This is a genomic window from Methanosarcina sp. 1.H.A.2.2 (genome assembly GCF_000979975.1).
Classification (GTDB): domain Archaea; phylum Halobacteriota; class Methanosarcinia; order Methanosarcinales; family Methanosarcinaceae; genus Methanosarcina.
In genome coordinates this window covers 1-20,790 of sequence record NZ_JJQL01000026.1, presented here as the reverse complement: position 1 = coordinate 20,790, position 20,790 = coordinate 1, and the positions used below count along the sequence as shown (strand labels likewise).

The window sequence follows — 20,790 nt, the reverse complement described above, 5'->3', positions numbered from 1 at the left end:
GCTCTGCTGTCTGCCAACAGTGCTAGAAAAACGTTACGAATGCGTTCGCTGTGGCAAGTACAAGGTGATTTTTGAACGGGAGAACAGACCCTGTAATATTTCTGCAGACAGATACTGACCTGAATTTATTATATTATATTTTTCAGGTGTATTTTTCTGAATTATTCTCTTTTCTAATATTTTTTCCACTGTGTTCAAATTCTTTGCTCGTAAGCTTAATCTATTTTAACTTTGTTTTGTTAGAACTATGAAAAGAATCGTGATTATCGATTACGGGCTTGGAAATCTAAGAAGTGTTCAAAAAGGGCTTGAACACGTTGGAGCAAGTCCCGCAATCTCCGGGAACCCCGAGGAGATCATGGCAGCAGATGGTATTATTCTCCCTGGTGTTGGCGCTTTCGTAGATGCAATGAAGTGCCTGGTTCCTCTCAAAGGGATTATCGCGGAATTTGCAGATTCTGGGAAACCAATGCTCGGGATCTGTCTTGGACAGCAGATTCTTATGAGCTCTTCTGAAGAAGGCAAGCTGACCGACGGGCTGAACCTCATTCAGGGTAGAGTGCTTCGCTTTCCAAAGTCTGAACTGAAAGTGCCCCACATGGGCTGGAACAACATCAGGATCAAACAGGATCACCCTCTGTTTAAAGGCATTCCTGACGGTTCTTTCGTATACTTCGTACACTCTTATTATGTGGACACAGCTGCGGAAAATACCCTCGCATCATGTGAATATGGGCAGGAGTTCTCAGCTTCTGTCGTAAACTCAAAAGGCAATGTTATGGGTACCCAGTTCCACCCTGAGAAAAGTGGAGCCACAGGGCTTAAGATTCTGAAAAACTTCGTTGAAATGTGTTGAAATACATATATCTTATAAGTGTACTTCGGTTTTTCAGCTAAACCTTTATTTTTCGTTTTTTTCGGCGGTTAAGTTTTAATTCCGGGGTATTTTATAGTATAACTCAATCCAAAGATTAATGCTTGAATTAAAAAATAATCTGCCCTGCGCCTTTCAAAGCAGTGACAGATATCTGCGAGAGGATGGTTACCATGGATATAGAAGGCTATGCAAAACGGGCTCTCAGGAAGGACCCTTCAAATGAAAACAGCCTTGAAGCACAGCTTGCTTCAAGAATTCTTGAAATCAAGAACATAAACCCCGAAAGGGCTCATGAGATTGCATCTGCAGTTATTTGTGAAGCAAAAGCAACTCTTCACACGGAAGGAGAGGTATTAAGCTCCACCCTCTCAGGAGTTTCCATGGGAGAGTTCGGAGTAGGTTCGAGGGGCACAGGGGACTTTTACGTTCATTCCAAGCTAGGGGAGGTTATAGGCAAGACAGGTGCAGTAGTTGACAGCTCCCAGCTTGACGACTCAGGAGTTGTAAGAATGGGGGATGAATACCTGGTGGTTACGATTGACGGCATACATTCCCGCCTGAGTGATTTCCCATTCCTTTCGGGTTTTCATGTAGCAAGGGCAGCTCTGCGTGACGTTTATTCAATGGGGTCCCGCCCTCTTGCCATGCTTTCGGACATCCATGTCGCAGACGATGGAGATGTGGCAAAAATATTCGACCACATTGCAGGAATCACTACAGTTTCAGAGCTTACCGGAATTCCCCTTGTTACCGGAAGCACTCTCCGGATAGGCGGGGACATGGTAATAGGCGACCGAATGACCGGAGGCGTCGGTGCTGTTGGTGTTACATCTTCCCTTACCTCACGCAACAGGACAAAGGCAGGAGACCTTATCCTTATGACAGAAGGTGCAGGCGGAGGCACGATTTCTACAACTGCACTTTATTACGGGATGCATGACGTTGTGGAAGAGACCATTAACGTCCGTTTTCTTGAAGCCTGCGAAGCTCTCCTGAAGTCCGGGGTTTACAGGAAAGTCCATTCAATGACCGACGTTACCAATGGAGGAATACGCGGGGACGCACGGGAAATCTCAAAGACTGCAGAAGTAAAACTGGTCTTTGAAGAAGAAAAAATGAGAGCCCTTGTTAATCAAAAGGTGCTTTCCATGCTTGAGCTCCTTAAAATCGATTATCTCGGTGTATCTCTTGATGCCCTGCTGGTTATTGCCCCCCCGGAATATGCCGATGAGATTCTTGAAACCGTCCGGGCGGCCGGTGTCGAGATTGATATCATAGGTCATGTGGAAGAAGGAAACGGGGCTGAAATTATCGTCAATGGAGAGACCCGGGACTTTGCACCCAGGTTCAGAGAATCTGCCTATACCCCTGTCAAAAAGGTTCACGGAGAAGAGAATCCGCGAGATTTCGAGGAGATGAGAAATGCAATTGACAGGGCAGCCGAAGAAGCAATCAATAAAAAACAGAGGGTTCTTGAAAAAATAAGGGACAAAAATAAAAATTAAACCCGAAAAATTAAACCCGAAAAAAGAAACTCGAAAAAAGAAACCCGAAAAAAGAAACCCGGGAAAATAAATCCGGGAAAATAAACGGTTAAATTTAATAGTGTACGAAAGCCAAAAAAGGAAAAGCAGAAAAGAAAGGAAGTATTAAATTTTTCTTTTTACCAGAAGCACTTCCATCTCTTTTCCTATAATTTCAACTTCTTCTTCAGCTCCTATTTCTTCTTCGGACCTGGCTTTCCAGTACTCTCCTTTATAGCGGACAAAACCCGGGCTTTTCGGCCCTATCGGATCTATTGTCCGGGCAATATCCCCGATAATAGCTCCGATAACGGGTTTTTTCTTCCTCGTTTCGGCTACTTTATATATTGCAAAGACAAGGAAAAGCCCGAAAATGATTGTGGGAGTAACAACTGTGAAGGTCAGCAGTCTCCTGAATTCCGGAGTGTAAATATTTTCCCCCCCCATCGGTACAAGGAAGATGCTCCCTATTACCAGGCAAATCAGTCCGGCAAGCCCGAAAACCCCAAATCCGGGGGACTGAATTTCAAGGATAAGAAGGCCTACTCCTACAATGATGAGGAAAAATGCTGCTATATTAATATCGAATCCTGTGCCTATCAGCCCGAGCACGATTGCAATAATCCCGAAAATTTCTGCTCCTGCTCCGGGGTTTGAAATCCCGAAGATGATCCCGTAAAGCCCTATTGTCAGGAGAAGAGAAGAAAGTACCGGGTTTGAGATAAGCCTCAGGAAAGCGAGTTGTAGGGGAGGTTCATAGTCCTCTGTCCTCGCACTTTCGGTTTTCAGGGTTCTTTCTTTTACACGCTGCCCGTCGATCTGGACCAGAAGGTCAGGAATGGAAGGGGCTACGTATTCTATTACTCCGGCTTCCAGAGCTTCTTCAGCATCAAGGTTTTTGTTTTTAGTTATGACTTCTTCGGCAAAGGTTTCGTTTCTTCCGTGTTTGCTTGCAGTTGTAACTGAAAACTTGACGAGGGCATTTATGATCTTTTCATCTTCTATGGGTTTTGTTCCCTCGGCAGACATCTGCACGGGCTGCGCCGACCCAAGAACCGTAAAAGGGGCCATTGCAGCAATATCGGTCCCCATAAGGATGAGGGTACCGGCCGACCAGGCTTTTCCGCTCTCGGGCACGTACCCGATCACAGGCACGCTCGCATTTTCAATGCCCTTTATGATAATCTGAGTCTCTTCCAGCCCTCCCCCAGGAGTATCCAGGCTGATTACGAGAGCCTCGAAGTTTTCATTTTCAGCTTTTGAGATTGCGTCAGCGATCAAATTGTCAGAAGCCGGGGTGATGGCTTCGGCAATTTCAAGTACAAGCACCTTCTCCTCTGGCCCTGCACCTGCAGGAAGCGTAAAGGCGGCTATGAGGATGAAGCACAGGAATAAAAAAGAAAGGAAATGGGAAGCCCTTTCCATATGCATGTTTATCGATCCTTTCTCACTTCTTACGTTCCTTCTGACCATTCTCGTCTTTATTCCGCTTTCTTTCCGGCAATGGCCTGTGAGAGAGCTGCGATATTCGCGGTTTCAACAGTCTGGGACTGCTGTGTAACAACTATCAGATTCTTTTCCTTGGCAATCTCGGCAAGGGTCTGGAGTTCCCTGAGTTTGATGGCTACCGGGAGTCCCTGATAGAGAGTGGCAGCTTCCTTCATTTTCTGGGCAGCCTGGAATTCCCCTTCCGCAAGGATGATTCTGGCCCGCTTTTCCCTTTCAGCCTCCGCCTGTTTAGCAATTGCCCTCTTCATGCTTTCGGGCAGGGCTACATCCCGGATAGTTACTCCTGTAACCTTGATTCCCCAGGGGTCAGTATAGGCATCCAGAAGTTCCTGAATCTGCTTATTAATGTTTTCTCTTTCCGAAAGCAGCTCATCAAGTTCCATCTGACCCAGCACGTCTCTAAGTGTAGTCTGGGAAAGGGTTGAAGTTGCAAACATATAGTTCTCAACCTGTGTAATTGCAGCTCCAGGCTCTACTACCTTGTAGTAGACAACAGCATCCACTTCAACTGTGACATTATCTTTGGTGATGATTGCCTGTTTAGGGACATCGATCGCAACAACTCTCAAGTCTATTTTCAGTGCTTTATCAATAAAAGGGATAATAAGGAAAATACCTGGCCCCTTTACACCACTCAGGCGACCAAGCCTGAATATAACTACACGTTCGTATTCATTAACCATTTTTATAGATTGTGAGAGTATTAATATTACAACTATTAATACAGGAAGCATTAATTCACTAACAACCATAATTTTATGCCCTCCGATCAATTAATCTTAAAATTGGGCTTAATAATAATTAAGTGTTCTTTATTCTGGGAATCGTACTGAATAATTCCTGTAAGTAAACAGTCTTTATTTAAAAATTTTGTATTCTGTCGCCTATTTAAAAGATCTGTGAATCTATATAAGTCCTCACTCTGGATTTTTCATGGACCGCGGTTTTCCCGTCTTTAAGATAACAAATCTGAAAGTGACAGAAACCACCTCAAAAGCCTGAAGGTTCGGGATATTTGTAGCCGCTGTGCAAAATAGCATGCTGACAAATACTTATATCTTGCATACCGAAGATATTTAACTGAAAAACAGGGGATATGCAGGAAGATAACAAGTTAGGTATGCACTGATTTTCCGGGCCGGGTGAAGGTCCTACAGTTACCAGTAGACTGAAAGACCGACAAAGAGCATAATAAACGTATAGAGTTTAAAGCAAGAGTTTGAACTCCAAAAAACGAATAGATTAATAAAAAACAGGTTCGGAAGAACCACTGGTGTTGATATTTATGAGTAAGGAATGTCCAGACTGCCACGGGCGTGGCTATGAGGTAATTTCAACTGATGTCTGCCCTCTGTGTAAGGGAAAAGGCAAGTCAAAATCAGTTGATTTCATGAAAATTTCGGAAACCGAAATTGACAGTTTATTGAAAAATGGTGCAGTATGTGAGAAATGCAAAGGAAAGGGGATAATAGAAGTTACCAGATCCTGTGAAGCCTGCGAGGGACTTGGAAAGATCTATACCTGCAAGGTTTGTGGAGTAAGAATTCATGAATCACAGGATGCGGATGAAGAGATATGCGGCTCCTGTTCACGTTCCCAGCATGTTTACGCTCTGGACGAATCCTGTGACCTCAAGGATGTTGAAGCAGGAAAACTTTATCACGGCATAGTGAGCAGTATCGCCTCTTTTGGAGTCTTTGTAGACCTGAACCCTCACGTAAGAGGGCTTATGCATTCCAGCAATGTTGGGGTCCAGCCGGAAGTTAGGAGTGCTGTGATCGTCCTGGTAAAAAGTATTAAAGCCGGAGGAAAGCTGGATCTTATTCCGCAAACTCTTACAAAGTACGAAACCATTGAGCTTGAAAAAGAGCTCCCACTTAAGAGTTCAGCCGAAATAGACACCAGCATGAAAGGCAGGCTCGTCCGGATCGAAGGAGAAGTTATCCAGGTAAAACAGACCAGCGGACCTACTATTTTCACCATCGGTGATGAAGGGGGCTTTATTCCCTGTGCAGCTTTTGAGAGCGCAGGGAAGCGGTCTTACCCTCACATCGATGCAGGAATGATTGTATCGATTACCGGAGAAGTGACCCCGAGGGATGAGCAGGTCCAGATCGAAGTCATGAGCATGAAACTGCTGACCGGCGAAAAGGAAGCTGCGGTCAAGTACAGGGTTGAGAGGGTAATTGAGGAAAAAGCAACACCTGCTGATATTCCTTTCCTGGTCGAAAGCGACATTATGGAAAAACTCAAGCCCAGAATGCTTCATGTCGCCAAAGAGATCAAAAAGGCAATCTTACATTCAACACCTATTATCCTCAGACACCATGCCGACGCCGACGGAATTACTTCCGCAATTGCCATTGAGAGGGCAATTCTTCCCCTTATTACGGAAATCGGTGGGGCGGATGCGGAATACTATTTCTACAAACGTGCTCCTTCAAAGGCTCCTTTTTATGAGCTTGCCGACGTTACAAGGGATATTTCCTTTGCGCTTGAAGATTGTGCCAGGCACGGGCAGAAAATGCCTCTTGTGATCCTGGTAGACAACGGTTCAACAGAAGAGGACGTGCCCTCTATGCGGCAGGCCCAGGTCTATGGCATTGATATGCTTGTCGTTGACCACCACCACCCGGATGACATCGTTGATCAGTATCTTATAGGACACGCAAACCCTGCTCATGTAGGAGGAGACTTCGGGGTTACTGCAGGAATGCTCTGTGCTGAAATCGCCCGTATGATCAATCCCAGTATCAGTGATACTATAAAGCACCTTCCTGCTGTTTCGGCAGTCGGAGACCGTTCTGAGGCCCCGGAGGCTGGAAGATATATCTCCCTTGTCTCGGACCGCTATACCCTTGAAGAATTAAAAGAAATGGCGCTTGCGCTGGATTTTGAGCAGTTCTGGCTTAAATTCAGCAGTGGAAAAGGCCTTATTGACGACATCCTGGATCTGGGCGACCACAAAACCCATAACAATCTGGTATCTCTGCTTTGCGAGCAGGCAAGTACCATGATAAAAGAACAGCTTGAGGTCTGTCTCTTTAACGTCAAGTCCCAGAAACTGGCAAATGGCACTATCATGAATGTGATAGATGTCGAAAACTATGCCCAGAAATTTACCTTCCCGCCACCAGGCAAGACCTCCGGAGAAGTGCATGATGTACTCACCAAAAGGAACCCGAACAAGCCAGTGGTCACCCTGGGCTATGGCCCGGACTTTGCTGTGATCCGCTCAAAAGGAGTACTTATGAATATTCCTCGGATTGTTAGAGAGCTCCGCGAGGAAATGAAGGGCGCCGGAGTCAGCGGCGGCGGGCACCTTGTTGTAGGCAGCATCAAGTTCGTGGAAGGGATGAGAACTGAAGTGCTCTCAAAGCTCGCAGAAAAGATTGCATCTACGGAAGTTGAGTATTAACAGGCTTTTTCAATAAGCCTCTTTTTACTTATCTCCCTTAGCCGGATCTGGACTGTACAAAGAAAATGGGATGACTGAGCACCACAACTGTAGATGATTAATAAAAATGATTAAGGGTTAATAAAAATAATTTAAAAATAATTAAATGATCAGTTGTTTAGAATGGTCAGAAATAATCTGTCCGACCAATTCTATAAGTTAAAAAAGTGTAATTTTTTGGAAAAACCTTTCATTTAGAAAGGCTTCCAATATTGTAAATGACTTTAATGTAAACGATTTATTTCTGCTTTTTTGTCGTTATTTTTAGTCAACACGAACTATCCTTACCAGGGACTGGATCGGGACATTGGCAATTGTATCTGCGCCTTTTTTGTCCACAAGAACCACCACTACTCTGGGTTTTGCGTCCATTTCCCGCAGCTGCTCAATTACTTCCATGGTTGTTGAGCCCGTCGTGATAACGTCGTCCACGATCACACAGTTCTTGCCTACAACGCTTCCGAAGTTCCTGCTGATGGTCCCTTTCTGGCCTGGCTGGACAACATCCTGTCCTTTACGGGAATGATAGAGAGCAAAGTCTACTCCCAGCTCGTTTGCCATCATGCTTGCCAGGGGGATACCGCTAGCTGCAACACCAACTACCACGTCCACTTCAGCGTTTGTCTTTTCCAGAGTCTCAAGCACCATGTCGCAGAGTGCAAGTGAGATGTGGTGAAGCCGTGTAGCGCTCTTTCCTATGCTGCTCCAGTTTACAGATATGTCTTTTGGAGCGGGGACTGCTCCTTCTTTTTTTGAGCGGGTTAAAAGCCATGTAACTGTTTCTCTTGAAACGTTAAGTTCATCGGCAATCTGGCCGGTCACAAGTCCATTGTTCTGCAGTTCCACAGCTTTCTGAATCAGATCTTCTATGTTCTTCATTCCTCCATTCCCACCTGAAATTTTTTTGTATGGCGGTATTTCCGGCCGATTTTTGCAGCTCTTCTTACGGATGCTGCCTGGAATTACTGCCTGAAAAATTATAATTCAAGTATATCTTTTCTCAGTTAAAGACATTATTACACTATCAAGTGTTATATCTTTTTCTTCAGTTTTCCTGAGACCTTTTTCCTGAAAGTCTTGTTTTTCTCTTTTTCTTCATGGGTGAACCGCAAATCGGGCATTCATCCCCTTTCTCGAAGGTTTTTTTACAACCCGTACACTGCTTTTGCCAGATAATGATGTCCCTGATCTTTTTCTGGGCTATTGGTTTAACCTGAATCCCAAGCTGAACGGCAACATTCTGAACTGCATAATCATCTGTGAGCAGTATTGCCCTATCCCTGTGCTCAAGGGCTTTTGCAAGAATTTCCAGGTCAGTTTTTGAAAGCTCTTCCGAGTCCCGGGTCTGTTCAGCTTTTTTCTTGACTTCTTTTACCATTTCCGGTTCTGGCCATTCGACCCTTAGCCCTCCCTCTTTTGCAAGATCAAAACGGAGCACTGACTCCTTGCTTTTTAACTCGTCCGCAACCGAAGGGACGGTGATAAGCAGCGAACTGTCCACGCTGCAGTTTCCCATTATAAATACTGCTGAATCTGCTATGTAAGAGGTCATTTTATATCTCTTTGGCATGAAAGTACTGTGATTTGAAAAGTACTTTTATTTCTTTGTGCCTGTAATCTGAAGAATTTCATGTTTGTTTTCTCTTTTAGTATATAATCCATTGTCTCCCGAGTTTCGCTTTGGGATCACAGGAAATCGGAGATTTTCTGGGAGTTGCACTGTAAGTGCAACAGCACGAGGTCCGTTTCAGCAGAGTTGCGGCTCTGCAGTACGCTGCCCTTTTCGCTGCGCTCAAGAGGGCTAATCTATGGGTTTTAGCAGTGAGCTTCGCTCGCTCAAGCGGACTAACTATGGTTTTTAATTGATTTTATAGTTCAAAGTGAGCGTTTTGTTACAGATTTTATATGTCTTTCCGTGATGGCAGAACCTTGAGATCAGGTGTAATATTTACGCTCGAAATCAAAAAGGTTGATTCGGCCAACAGAAAAAAAATTAGTAGTGAGGTCAGTTACTGAAAGCAGAAGCAGAAGTCGAAGAACGGTTTTCAAATATGATATAACAAACAGATTGTGTCTGTTATGTCATATTTGATCAATGGCTTGCCCCACTATCAATTAAGGGCTGAGCATGGAGGAATTTACATCTGAAGTAAATATGCGGGTTTTAGTATTATTTAGGGCAGATTATCCTGAGGCCGGCAATGACATCTGGAAGGAGCTCAACTGGGATTCCCATGATCATTTCTTCATCTGCGATCTCAGTATAAGCTCTGCTGCCGCTGCAGCCGACTGTAACTCCTATTTTACCTTCTTTATATGCCTGCACCACACCATCGGAACAGAGGCTCTGTTTGCCTGCGAAACTGGCTTCAAGCCTGCCTCCGGTTTTGTACATATAAGCCTGGGTGAGCAGCATTATCTGCTTCGGGTTACAGATGACCACTACAACATCAGGCATGAATGTGGTCTTTTCAAGAGGTGCATACAGGACAGCCTCTGTAGAGTTAGGAGTCAGGGTTGGCACCATTTCAATGGTACGCCTTGCAGCACCCTGGGTACTGAATTGTTTTAAGCCTTTATAATAGAATTCTCCGCTGGCTACTTTAGGGGGCAGTGCTCCAAGGCCCATGGCACCTGCTCCGCCTTTGCACATCTGGTCCTCTCCCAGAGTATAAAATTCTTCTCCCGTTCTTCTCACTCTGTCAACAAGCTGGCAGTGTCTCATAGCCTCATCTACTTTTTCAATTCCCTCCGGAACCTTTTCTCCCTTTGGAATCAATTTCACTGCAACTGGAGAAGTCTTGAGTTTAAGGCATTCGAGCATTTCCTGTCCATAATTGTTGATTTCTTTTAAATCCATATTTATCACTCCGGGTATGAATCTTTATTAATTTTAAATGGAAGAAACAAAAAAATTGTATATATATTTTATATGCACATGGTTGATAAGTTGTGATTAAATAATACACAACCATATTCAATATAAGTATTCTTAAGTTTTGAATTAGAGAGGCGTTTTATCGCAGTACTCTTAATTTTTTTGAGAGTTTTGTTGATTTCAACTTCCTGCCTCAGACAGAAAATAAAGATTTATAATCATCAGGATTTAGTTTTCATAATTATATTGAATTATTGCCTTATTTTTTGAGGCAAAAATTCTAAATTTTAAATCAGAATGAGTATAAATTAAGACCTAATCACTCATTAAGACCTAATCACTCATTAAGACCTAATCACTCAAGTTTGTCAAAAATGAGCTCCATTTTTCCCATTTCCCGGGCAAGGTTTTTAGAAATCAGACCGTTTTCGAGCCAGCAGGCATTCATTACTGCAGCCGGGACAAGGCAGGTGGGGGTGAGAGGAGCTTCAGCCATTTTCTGGGCAAGCACAGTCTCAGGGCCGCCCATAAGGTCTTTCATGCCCATATCAAACTGTGTGCCCCATTTCCGGAGTTTTTCACAGGTGGTTTTGATATGCACATGGATGGTTTTGCCTTCTTTTGTAGCAATAACTTTTGTTGTATGTCCGCATACGGTATTGAGTGAAATTTCAGAAACCATTATTTATCCTCCTGTAATCTGCATAGTCATCCGGGGTCGGAAGGGTTTTCAATGCACTATTATAAATGAGATATATGAGATTTCCCTTCTGGCCTGTACCTGAATCTCTTTTTCTCTTTCTTTTGTATTTAATTCATCATATATATTTTTCTGTGGCCAGCTTTTTGTGCCTCTTTTTAGACCGGTAACTTTATGGTCTTCGAATGCCACTTTTTCGGCTACAGTTACCCGTATGCAGGTGCTGTCCGGAAGTTAAGGTTTTTCTGGCAACATGATCGCAAAGTTCTTATACGATTCTATTCGTATTGCTAAGTCCATAGCAAATATGCTAATTATAGCATTCCTGTTAATACATTAATATATTAGCAGAGCAATTAAGCTACTGATAGGTATGCTTATGCCCTGAAAAAGGATCACTAGATCAAGATTACAGGATATTTACTATATGGATCATTTAAGGTTCCATTAAAAACCAGCTTAAGTAATACTAAAAATAACGTTAAGTATAAATCTTGGCTTAAATTTCAATACAATAACGAGGTTTTAATAATGAGATGGCAAGGCAGCTCCAGAAGAAAAGTTACCGGTGGAAAGGTTAATGCCGCCCGCGGAAAGCGCAAGTTTGAAATGGGCCGCGAATCTGCAGATACCCGTATCAGCGATGTAAAAAGAAAGAACATTCACACTATGGGCGGCAACAGGAAAGTAAGGCTTCTCCAGTCAAACGTTGCAAACGTGACCAATCCTAAAGACGGAAAGACAGTTACTGCACCCATTGAGACTGTAATTGAAAACACTGCAAACAAGCACTATGTCAGGCGTAACATTCTGACAAAAGGATCCGTTATAAGGACTCCTATGGGCACTGCTAGAGTTACAAGCAGACCCGGACAGGATGGAGTTGTAAACGCTGTATTAATTGAATAAATTGAATAATTGAAGAGAGCCCTGACCCCATACCTGGGGTTCTGTGCCAATTTCCCTAAACCTTGTGCCGGTGGTCAACATGGACGAAATAATTCGACATATATTGGAAATTCTTGAAAATGATGCCCGAGCAAGTTCGGAAGAAATCGCAGCCCTGACAGGAATGTCTGCACAGGAAATTTCCCAGACGATCGCAAAGCTTGAAGAAACAGGAGTTATCCGGCACTACAAGACCATAGTTGATTGGGACCTGGTTGGGGAAAACTACGTTTACGCCGTAATTGAGTTGAAGGTTACTCTCGAGCGTAACCAGGGCTATCAGGCAATTGCAGAAAGGATCTATAAGTTTCCGGAAGTCAGGTCTGTCAGGCTTCTGTCCGGAGACTATGACATCTCCCTTACCGTCCGGGGGAAGTCAATGAAGGATGTGGCTTTTTTTGTGGCAGAAAAAATCGCCACCCTTGACCAGGTCCAGAGCACGTCCACTCATTTCGTGCTGAAGACCTATAAAGAAGACGGGGTAATCCTCCACGAACCAGAGTCAATAAAGAGGCTCCCGGTATCGTTTTAAAGAGGATATCGATTAAGATCTGATCCATCTTATCACATTTTATATTTTATCAAACTAATAAAGTTTTTTATAGGGGTGTTTGCTTGAGACCTCCATGCGATCCTTCAAAATTCGTTGCGGAAGCTGTAAAAAGTATCCCTCCATCAGGAATACGCCGTTTTTTTGACCTGGTTTCCGGACTTGAGGATATAATTTCCCTTGGTGTAGGAGAGCCTGATTTCATCACTCCCTGGCACATTCGTGAGATGTGCATCCACTCTCTAGAAAAGGGGCAGACTTCATATACCTCAAACTCCGGACTTCCGGAACTCAGAGACGAACTTACAAGAACCTATTATAGGCGCTATGGCCTGGACTATGATCCGGCATCCGAAATCCTGATTACTACAGGAGTAAGCGAAGCTCTTGATATAGCAATCAGGGCCGTGGTCAATCCCGGAGATGAGGTAATTGTGGTTCAGCCCTCCTATGTGGCATACGTCCCTTCAGTGATTCTGGCAGGGGGCAAACCTGTCATTGTTTCTACTCACAGGGACGATGATTTCAGCCTTACTGCAGAAGCCCTGAAACCTGCAATCACCAGTAAAACCAAGGCAATCGTCCTCAACTTTCCCAACAATCCTACAGGCGCAATTATGGAACAGGAAGGGATGGAGGATATCGCTGATCTTGTTGTTGAAAACGATTTATTTGTAATCTCAGACGAGGTTTATGAATGCCTGACTTATGAAGGCACCCATGTTCCGTTCTCGTCTCTTGAAGGTATGAAGGATCGGACTGTCATGCTGAACGGGTTTTCCAAGGCTTATGCAATGACAGGGCTCAGACTCGGCTTTGCAATGGGAGCTCCGGATATTATCCATTCAATGATGATGATCCACCAGTACTCCATGCTATGTGCCCCCATAACTGCCCAGGTAGGAGCAATCGAAGCCCTTCGCAATGGAAAAGGGGAAATGGAGCGGATGGTCCGGGAATATGACCGGCGCAGGCACTTTATCGTAAAAGGCTTTAACAGAATAGGACTTGAGTGCTTCAACCCGAAAGGCGCTTTTTATGCATTCCCCTATATAGGAGATACAGGCCTTTCCTCTTCTGATTTTGCAGAACGTCTCCTGAATGAAAAGAGGGTTGTTACAATTCCCGGAGATGTGTTTGGGGAAGCAGGTGAAGGATTCCTGCGGTGCGCTTATGCAGCATCTCTGGATGACCTTAGAAAAGCAATTGAGAGAATGGGAGATTTCGTAGACGGATTAAAACAATGAATTCGGCCGAAGCTTTATTCGGTCTACTTTTACATTCTCATTTTATTTTTGTGATACTTTAATTTTCGTATTTTATTTTTGTGATGCTTTTACATCTATATTTTTTTACTTTTAAATTTCCTTGCTTCAATATTATTACTTTAATTTTTTACTTTGATCTCTTTTTTAGATTCAGCTTTCTTCATCGTCCAGCCGCATGATAAGAGCGCGTACTTTATCATCCATTTTATCAATCAATTCATTCATCTGGTTGTACCATTCGTCAACGTTTTTCTTTACCATCTGTTTCATTTCCTGGGGCTCGATAGCTACATATTCGTAGTAGTATCCCCCACTATCGATGGATCGTGTTTCCCTGTAAACAATTCCACAAGCTATAAGGTTCTGCAGGGAACGATATGCAGTGCTCCTTTCCCTGCTGAGGATCTCTCCCAATTTTTCTGCTGTAAGAGGACCATGCGTAAGCAGAGCCTTATATGTGTCGATATCAAGGGACTTCAGACCGAGTACACATTGTACCATGTCCTCGCATCTGAAGCTTGCTCTGATCATCTCATGAATAGAATTAACCATAAAACCACTATTTGAGGGCAGTTTGCCATATTGTTTTTTAAAATTTATTTTGAGCTCTTTGAGGATACCGGCAAGCACATTCAATTATATAAGGTAGATTGAGGATGCTCGTGAACTACCCCTGGGCTAAAGACCTGGAGCTTCCTAATTCATAGACTACCTTCCGGAGTCTCCAAAGGCGTTAATTCGGGCAGTCCCTGCCCTACTATGTCCCGCTCTGCCGCCTGATTCGGTTTTACAGGGTTTCAAGCTAGAGACGGTGTATTTTCCAGGACCTGATGAGCCTAACGGTTAACATATATTGCATTGGCCACTTGATTCTCGTAACCATTGCTTAATATTATATTGGTTTCGATGTATATCAAGTCAAAGGATAACGAAACGAATATTGAAGAAGGTGACGCTTATATCTTCCAGGTTAAAGACCTGGGGGTTTTACGCTTCTTCTTATAAAATAGAAAACCTTATGCCGGCCTCCAAACATACTTTTTAAAAGCATAATCCCCAATCGTGTTAAGTATCATTATGTGTTATTTAGCTACCAATATTGGTGAATAGATTTATAAACTTATTTATATCAGTTAAATTTCATTATATTTATCCGGTAATATCTGCTAAATATTCCATTAGATTTTTTCAGACCGTTTTCATAAAAACGTACATGAAATTCTTCGAATAATAGGCACAAACAAATCACAGTACTTTTCAAATCACAGTACTTTCATGCCAAATAATAAATCCGGAATAATAAATCCGGAGTGATTCTGGTTAGTTAATTATATATATAATTTCCTGACTCAATAAGCTCTGAGGTCTTATGAAGCCCATTATCCCTGAAGATGAACGTTCCGAAGAACCTCTTGATACTGAGAGAATAATTTACCATCCTGACATGATAAAAGCCAATGACTGGGTTCTCACTGAGTATGAAGCTCCTTTCAGGGAATTATGTATTTTTGTTCCCTGCGCCAAGAGAAAGCCTTACCACGAAAGCCCATCCCATAAAAAATTCGACAGGATAATTTTTGGGATTGCAAAGCCCGAGGATGTACACATAGTAACCTTCGGAACCTGCGGGATTGCTCCAAGGGAACTTGATACTCAATACCCTTTTATGAACTACACTTTCATGATGGGCAAATGCAATGTGACAAAGATCAAGAGAGACTTTATAAAAATAGAAAGTGAAAGGATTGCCGCTTATCTTGAAAAGACGAGGGCAAACTACAAGCACAGGATAGCGTACTGTATCGGAGATTTTCGGACTGCAATGGAAAAAGCCCTGGAAATAGTTGACATAAAAGTGGATATTGTCCCGAGGGAATCCACAATTCAAAGGATGATCCAGCCCGAGAAATCCTTCATTTACAACAGCCTCTCATCTAAAGAGTACCTGCAGGATTTTTCCGATGCGATAACGACGGCCTTAGAACTCCCCGCGAGGGAGGTTGGTCTCCGGGAAGACCTGTCAGTTGACGACACAGATTGGTACGTCCTGTGAACTATCCCCTGGTAAGTCCTGTGAACTCCCCCTCATGTCGCTTCGCTCCGAGGAAGGGGACTTCCCGCCTTATTGTTAAAGCTGTCCTGCAGTAAGTATGCCTGCAGGCTAGATCTCTTTTTAGTCCTTAATGGGGTATAAGCTCCGCTCCGAAAGGAACTCAAGCCTTTTTCGTCAGGTCTTCCAGGTGTTTTTATGCTTGAAAGACAGAGGGGTGTCTCCTCTGCTTTTTATTCACTGAAAGCTTAGAACTTCGATACGAAGGTCCTTGCCTGCCAGAGGGCAATGACCGCCAGGATGAGGATCAGGACCATCCACATGGTGTCTGCTCCCGGGATAATGGAGTTTACCCAGTAAGCATTGTAAGCTTCCATAGCAGCTGCCGTTTGTACCATCTTTTTCCCTCCGTACCTTTAGACATACCTTAGACAGGCATCCGAGCCCCGGACCTTTCCGAAGTCGGTGATAACGTATTTGTGCAGCAGGAAATCTTTTTTGTAAATTCCCTCCTCATCGACCTTCTGTTCCACATCTTTCAACATCCCACCGGACGCCAGTTCAAGAATGTCGAAATTGATGCTGTCCCTGTGGAAATTACCCTTCATGCCGTACTCTTCCTGGATTTTTGAAACTATCTCGTAGTTCCAGTGTGCTTCTCCATCAAGGAATAGCTCCAGGATCCTGAACTTTATAGGCCGGTTCTTGCCCACTTTCACTCACCTCTCAGGGTTTCAAGTGCGCTTGTTTCTTCCGTAAACATGACGAAGCTACCAATAACACAGAGGGTACCTCCGACAATGATGGTCCACTGTGGGACATCTCCAAAGAAGAGGAATATGAAGATAATAGCACACAGTCCGTAGAGGTTTCCTATCCCCTGGCCTCTTCCGACACCTATCAGCGGGAAAGACTTATACCAGCAGACGTAACAGAACCCGAAGGTGATTCCAGCAAAAATCAGGACCAACAGCGTCAGAGGTTCAAATGCCTGGAGCGCAAAGGAATACATCGGGTAGCCAACGATTGCCAGGATCGGCACGATAATGATCCACCAGATGATGTTTTCTCCAAGGAACCGAAGTGTAAGCCCCACATCAGGCTCGGAAATATCAAGCCCTTTGCCTGCAATTGCACCTTCTATTCCCCAGCCTGCAGCAGCCATCAACCCTCCCAGGTATCCAATCCAGGGGACGCTTCCTGCAGCAAGCTCGGTTATAACCCCGCCGCCAAAGATTGTGATTCCACCAAGAATAATGATTACAATTCCGGTTGCTGCTCTCTTGCTGATCTTTTCCCCATACCAGTAATAAGCAAGCACCGAGCCGATCACAGGATAGAGAAGGGCAGCAACGGCTGCGAATGCTCCACCAATAAAGCCCATGGCCATAAAGGAACCAAGAATTGCTATGGGCCCCCCGAAGATTGAGGCCAGGAAGAACCATTTGGAACAAGGGTGAAATTCCTTAAGTGTCCGGCCCAGTTCTCCGAATTTTCCAAGCACCCCATTCCAGAGCATGAGGGCCAGCATAACTGTAAGTGCATTAAATGCGGTAATCAGAGCCGCTGTTACAACCAGGGACACTGCATCTCCACTGGTCTCGGCAATAACCCCATACATCTCATCAAAAGGGTTCAGTACCCACACAACAGTTCCCGGCAGGTACCAGATGCCCCAGAAAACAGCACAAAAAAGGGCCCACATGTACCCTTTACTGATTTTTCGTTTGCTTTCCTGCGCTTTCAAAGCTTTCAGATCCATACCAACTCCTCCCTTTTGTTAGAGTTATTGGGCAGGTGTACCGGGAGCCCGGCCTGTATAGCCTTCCTGGGACTCCAGGAACTGCCTGCTCTTCTGATTATCAGCGCTTCAGGGCTGCCTTTACCTTGGTAACGGCATCTGTTGCACTTTCTCCGTAGATGTTTGCCCCAATCTTGTCAGCCCAGTCCTGGGTAACCGGAGCTCCTCCGACCATGGTCTTGACCTTATCACGGACGCCTGCTTCTTTGAGCTGCTCCTCAATCTGGATCTGGTTGACCATGGTGGTGGTCATAAGGGCGGAACTTGCAACAATGTCAGGCTTGAGTTCCTTTGCCTTTTCAACGAAGGTCTTGATGGGCACGTCTCTTCCGAGGTCTACCACTTCAAAACCTGCAATGTTGAGCATGGAGGCAACTATGTCCTTTCCGATGGAATGGATGTCCCCTTCGATGGTCCCGATGACGACGGTCCCGAGCTTTGTAGTCTGGGATTTCCGCTTCTCCATCTCGGGTGTCAGAACGTCGACTCCTGCTTTCATTGCTTCTGCGGCTGCAAGCACATGGGGCAGGAAAAGAGTCCCCTGCTCGAACTGTTCGCCTACGTACAGCATGCCTGCTGTATAGCCGTGTTCGATGATTTCTACCGGGTCGACCCCGGCGGCAAGGGATTCATTTGCTGCTTCAGCTGCCATATCTTCATCAAACTCGGTGATCGAAGCTTTTGCTTTTGCTATAATCTCTTCTTTGCTTGCCATTTTTATCCCTCCCTGAAGGCTCTGTCAGCCTTGTCGACAACTGCTTTCATGGCCTTGAGGATGTCTGCATCGATTGGTTTTACTTCATGGTGCTTGAGGACATCCATCACCTTTTCGTTTGCCGCGGACGCAAGGTCCTTGGAGCCGGCTGCTGCCCAATCTCCGAACATGCGCCTGTCGATGAGCATGGGGTCGGAGGGGTAGTCTACAAGCATCCTCGTCTGCTTAAGGGCCAGGAAGTTGTTTCCGATTCCGACCTTCTGAATGGATTCGACTGCCAGGGTTTCGGTAGAAACTGGAATTCCCTGCATCGCTTTCTTTGTCATTTTGATGATGTCGTTGTCGATGACCAGTTGTTCCATGGAGAAGGTCATACCAAGCTCAAGCATCCCGGCGCCGTAGAGGGTGTTAGCCCCCGCGAGGGCGGGAAGGAGGCAGGTCATGGTCTTCTCGTGTCCAGCCTGGTCGTCCGGGATCTTTGCATCAGACTAGGTGCCTGCCACGAATGCGGGGAGGCCATAGAACTGGGCGAGCTTTGCGACAGCAGCGCTGATCAGGCCGAGTTCGGGAGATCCGACGGGCGCAGTACCCTTCTTCAGGTCGAAGGTGGTGGTGGAACTTCCGTACCAGACTTTGGTTCCGGGCACTGTGAGCTGGGCGAGGGTGATACCGGAGAGGACTTCGGCGTTGTGTGTCACGAGGGTTCCTGCAAGGTAAACAGGAGCAGAACCACCGGACATCGCCATACTCAGGACGTTTACGGGGATACCGAGGCGGGCACCCTTAATGATGACCTGGCAGGCGTTGACGCTGAGCTCAAGCGGGCTGGTCGGACAGAGCAGCATGGAGAAGATCGGTTTTTTCCTTGCTTCTTCTTCGTTGCCGCCGTAGTAGGCTTTTGCAATGTCCCAGTAGTATTCGACGTTTTCTCCGACAGGGTCGATGTGGTGGAAGTGCTTTGCAGTGTTCGTAAGCGGGGTGAAGGTCTCATGGACGTCCTGGGCGCCTTTTCCGGCCCAGTCCCTAGCAGACACCGGAAGGGAGTAGTAGTCAATGTTTTCGGCCCAGTCACAGAGCTTTGCAATGTCTGCAATGTCCTGCTCTACCGAATCCACTGTGACGTACTTCCCGTCCTTGTACCTGCACATCTTGACCCCTGTCCCGAAACAGGTCCAGTGCACCTTACCCCCTGACTCCTGTACGGTATTGTACTTCTTGTCACGTCCCCAGAGCACAAACCTCGAGGGAGCGAGCTGAAGGGCTCTTCTTACAAGATATTCGGGGATCTTTACGATCTGAGTCTTTTCGTCAACTTCACAGCCGTTTTCCTTGAAGATCTTCCTTGCCTCGGCATCCGAAACCTGGATTCCGGGGTTCATCAGGACTTCCATTGTAGCGTAGTGGATAGCCTTTAACTCATCATTGGTGAAAAGGCTCAGTCTCACGCCCTCAAGGTAATCAAATCCTGCAAATGCATTACATTGTGCCATTTTCTTTCTCCTTTATTTTCGAATTTATTCACTTTACTTCCATTTGCCTTTCATCTGCAATAGGGGAAAATCCACGTTTTTCCCATGGGTCGGACTTCAACGGACTGTGAAGAGAGAATAAATTTTATTTTACAGGGGAAGGGTTGAAAACCTTCTTTAAAATCCCTGTTTGAGAAAACCTGTTAGCTTACGGCCACAGGCCTCTAAAAAAAGGAAAACTCGGTGTCCTCCCGCTCCCTTCTTTGAAACCCCTGTCTATAGTCTCTACTATCCGCTTTCCCGTAACTTTTCGAAAAGACCGCCGTTTCGTCCCTGTGTGACTGCAGGGAAAAAACCGCGCCATATTTTGGCAAAGTCCTGTACCCTTTCCGGATTAAGCCCCCCTTGGCTTCAATTATTTCCGGATTAATTTACTACTCTGTCGATTTTATTTTATAAATCCGTCTATATATAATTTCCTGATAACTTTTAATTTGATTTTTCGATAGAGCTCATCTTTCGCGTTTACCTTCCGGTCTGTTTTCTAAAGAGATCGCAGGAGTTGATCTTGACACCGAGTAGCTTTTCAATGTTCATCTTTGCAGCAATGCCCTTTGCAGCTCCTGGCACGGAGGTGATAACGCCAATATCAAGCTCTTCACGCAGTTCCCTCATGATATGTTCGTCTGAGAGGTCAATTGTGCCAACTTTAAGCTTCTTTGCCACGTACTCTTTTGCGTCTTTTATCCTCATGTTCTTTGAGAATTCCATCCTTGCTACAAGGTCTCCGGCTGCTCTCATCCCGGTCATCCCGGAAGCCATTATGTGGGAAATCGGCATACCCAGCGGGTCGCCGACCCCTACCTATATGCCGTCTACGCCAGCAATTTCGACCATTGCCTTGCTTGCCCTTGTAACGGCATCTACCGGAGGAGTCTCAAGCATCGGAATTCCGCCGACACCCATACCCATGTCAACGTGACAGGGGATAGTGGAAACTGCAACAGCTGCCTTCATGAAGGTGACAGCCCTTGCAAGGTTCCAG

General features: G+C 45.1%; 19 protein-coding genes and 2 pseudogenes. 7 read left to right on the top strand and 14 right to left on the bottom strand.

Annotation, left to right across the window (positions count from 1 at the left end):
* Positions 1–247 precede the first annotated feature (247 nt).
* Together hisH and EO93_RS04265 are read left to right on the top strand one after the other, a co-directional pair.
* Positions 248–856, top strand: coding sequence for an imidazole glycerol phosphate synthase subunit HisH (gene hisH / locus EO93_RS04270; protein WP_048132109.1), 609 nt, complete (start codon positions 248–250; stop codon positions 854–856).
* A gap of 191 nt (positions 857–1,047) precedes the next feature.
* Entirely contained in the window at positions 1,048–2,382 is a 1,335-nt protein-coding gene (locus EO93_RS04265) for an AIR synthase-related protein (protein ID WP_048161230.1), read from the top strand.
* Positions 2,383–2,526: 144 nt separating this feature from the next.
* Here the strand turns inward: EO93_RS04265 and EO93_RS04260 are convergent, their stop codons facing one another.
* Together EO93_RS04260 and EO93_RS04255 are read right to left on the bottom strand one after the other, a co-directional pair.
* Entirely contained in the window at positions 2,527–3,831 is a 1,305-nt protein-coding gene (locus tag EO93_RS04260; RefSeq protein ID WP_048132120.1) for a nodulation protein NfeD, read from the bottom strand.
* 50 nt (positions 3,832–3,881) lie between these two features.
* Positions 3,882–4,661: a slipin family protein gene (locus EO93_RS04255; protein WP_048132108.1), complete on the bottom strand. Its 780-nt coding sequence runs from the start codon at positions 4,659–4,661 to the stop codon at positions 3,882–3,884.
* A 533-nt stretch (positions 4,662–5,194) separates the two neighbouring features.
* Here EO93_RS04255 and EO93_RS04250 point away from each other — a divergent pair.
* Positions 5,195–7,327, top strand: a complete 2,133-nt coding sequence (locus tag EO93_RS04250) for a DHH family phosphoesterase (protein WP_048161229.1) — start codon at positions 5,195–5,197, stop codon at positions 7,325–7,327.
* Between the two features lie 303 nt (positions 7,328–7,630).
* Here the strand turns inward: EO93_RS04250 and EO93_RS04245 are convergent, their stop codons facing one another.
* The 5 genes from EO93_RS04245 to EO93_RS17255 form a co-directional block, all read right to left on the bottom strand.
* Positions 7,631–8,245 carry an orotate phosphoribosyltransferase-like protein gene (locus tag EO93_RS04245; protein ID WP_048132105.1) on the bottom strand — a complete coding sequence of 205 codons (615 nt, stop codon included), beginning with the start codon at positions 8,243–8,245 and terminating at the stop codon, positions 7,631–7,633.
* A 166-nt stretch (positions 8,246–8,411) separates the two neighbouring features.
* Positions 8,412–8,918 (bottom strand): NOB1 family endonuclease, encoded by a 507-nt coding sequence (locus EO93_RS04240; protein ID WP_048132101.1) that lies wholly within the window; start codon positions 8,916–8,918, stop codon positions 8,412–8,414.
* Between the two features lie 618 nt (positions 8,919–9,536).
* The gene (locus EO93_RS04235) at positions 9,537–10,226 is read right to left on the bottom strand and encodes a DUF169 domain-containing protein (protein WP_048132541.1); all 690 of its coding nucleotides are present in this window, start codon (positions 10,224–10,226) and stop codon (positions 9,537–9,539) included.
* A 373-nt stretch (positions 10,227–10,599) separates the two neighbouring features.
* A complete protein-coding gene (locus tag EO93_RS04230) occupies positions 10,600–10,926 on the bottom strand; it encodes a DUF6951 family protein (protein ID WP_048132539.1) in 327 nt (108 codons plus the stop codon).
* A 48-nt stretch (positions 10,927–10,974) separates the two neighbouring features.
* Positions 10,975–11,136, bottom strand: coding sequence for a hypothetical protein (locus EO93_RS17255; protein WP_156161229.1), 162 nt, complete (start codon positions 11,134–11,136; stop codon positions 10,975–10,977).
* A 339-nt stretch (positions 11,137–11,475) separates the two neighbouring features.
* Here EO93_RS17255 and EO93_RS04225 point away from each other — a divergent pair, with 339 nt between their 5' ends.
* From EO93_RS04225 to EO93_RS04215, 3 genes are all read left to right on the top strand, one after another.
* Positions 11,476–11,853: a 30S ribosomal protein S8e gene (locus EO93_RS04225; protein WP_048132537.1), complete on the top strand. Its 378-nt coding sequence runs from the start codon at positions 11,476–11,478 to the stop codon at positions 11,851–11,853.
* 79 nt (positions 11,854–11,932) lie between these two features.
* Positions 11,933–12,424, top strand: coding sequence for an Lrp/AsnC family transcriptional regulator (locus tag EO93_RS04220; RefSeq protein ID WP_048132546.1), 492 nt, complete (start codon positions 11,933–11,935; stop codon positions 12,422–12,424).
* An 83-nt stretch (positions 12,425–12,507) separates the two neighbouring features.
* Positions 12,508–13,689: an aminotransferase class I/II-fold pyridoxal phosphate-dependent enzyme gene (locus EO93_RS04215; RefSeq protein ID WP_048161228.1), complete on the top strand. Its 1,182-nt coding sequence runs from the start codon at positions 12,508–12,510 to the stop codon at positions 13,687–13,689.
* A 171-nt stretch (positions 13,690–13,860) separates the two neighbouring features.
* Here the strand turns inward: EO93_RS04215 and EO93_RS04210 are convergent, their stop codons facing one another.
* Complete coding sequence (locus tag EO93_RS04210; protein WP_048132544.1) at positions 13,861–14,262, bottom strand: helix-turn-helix domain-containing protein; 402 nt, start codon at positions 14,260–14,262, stop codon at positions 13,861–13,863.
* Positions 14,263–15,079: 817 nt separating this feature from the next.
* On the opposite strand from EO93_RS04210, the gene EO93_RS04205 reads away from it, so the two are divergent.
* A complete protein-coding gene (locus EO93_RS04205) occupies positions 15,080–15,763 on the top strand; it encodes a DUF5591 domain-containing protein (RefSeq protein WP_048132534.1) in 684 nt (227 codons plus the stop codon).
* 245 nt (positions 15,764–16,008) lie between these two features.
* Here EO93_RS04205 and EO93_RS17890 read toward each other — a convergent pair whose 3' ends face one another.
* From EO93_RS17890 to EO93_RS17250, 6 genes and pseudogenes are all read right to left on the bottom strand, one after another.
* Positions 16,009–16,158: a hypothetical protein gene (locus tag EO93_RS17890; protein WP_200894995.1), complete on the bottom strand. Its 150-nt coding sequence runs from the start codon at positions 16,156–16,158 to the stop codon at positions 16,009–16,011.
* A gap of 18 nt (positions 16,159–16,176) precedes the next feature.
* Entirely contained in the window at positions 16,177–16,473 is a 297-nt protein-coding gene (locus tag EO93_RS04200) for a hypothetical protein (RefSeq protein ID WP_048132533.1), read from the bottom strand.
* Between the two features lie 2 nt (positions 16,474–16,475).
* On the bottom strand, positions 16,476–17,522 hold the full coding sequence (locus tag EO93_RS04195; RefSeq protein WP_048132531.1) for a DMT family transporter: 1,047 nt from the start codon (positions 17,520–17,522) through the stop codon (positions 16,476–16,478).
* Between the two features lie 100 nt (positions 17,523–17,622).
* Positions 17,623–18,276 carry a B12-binding domain-containing protein gene (locus EO93_RS04190; protein WP_048132529.1) on the bottom strand — a complete coding sequence of 218 codons (654 nt, stop codon included), beginning with the start codon at positions 18,274–18,276 and terminating at the stop codon, positions 17,623–17,625.
* A 2-nt stretch (positions 18,277–18,278) separates the two neighbouring features.
* Positions 18,279–19,766 (bottom strand): annotated as a pseudogene (mttB, locus tag EO93_RS04180) ([trimethylamine--corrinoid protein] Co-methyltransferase).
* 504 nt (positions 19,767–20,270) lie between these two features.
* Positions 20,271–20,790 (bottom strand): annotated as a pseudogene (locus EO93_RS17250) ([dimethylamine--corrinoid protein] Co-methyltransferase); the annotation flags it as partial.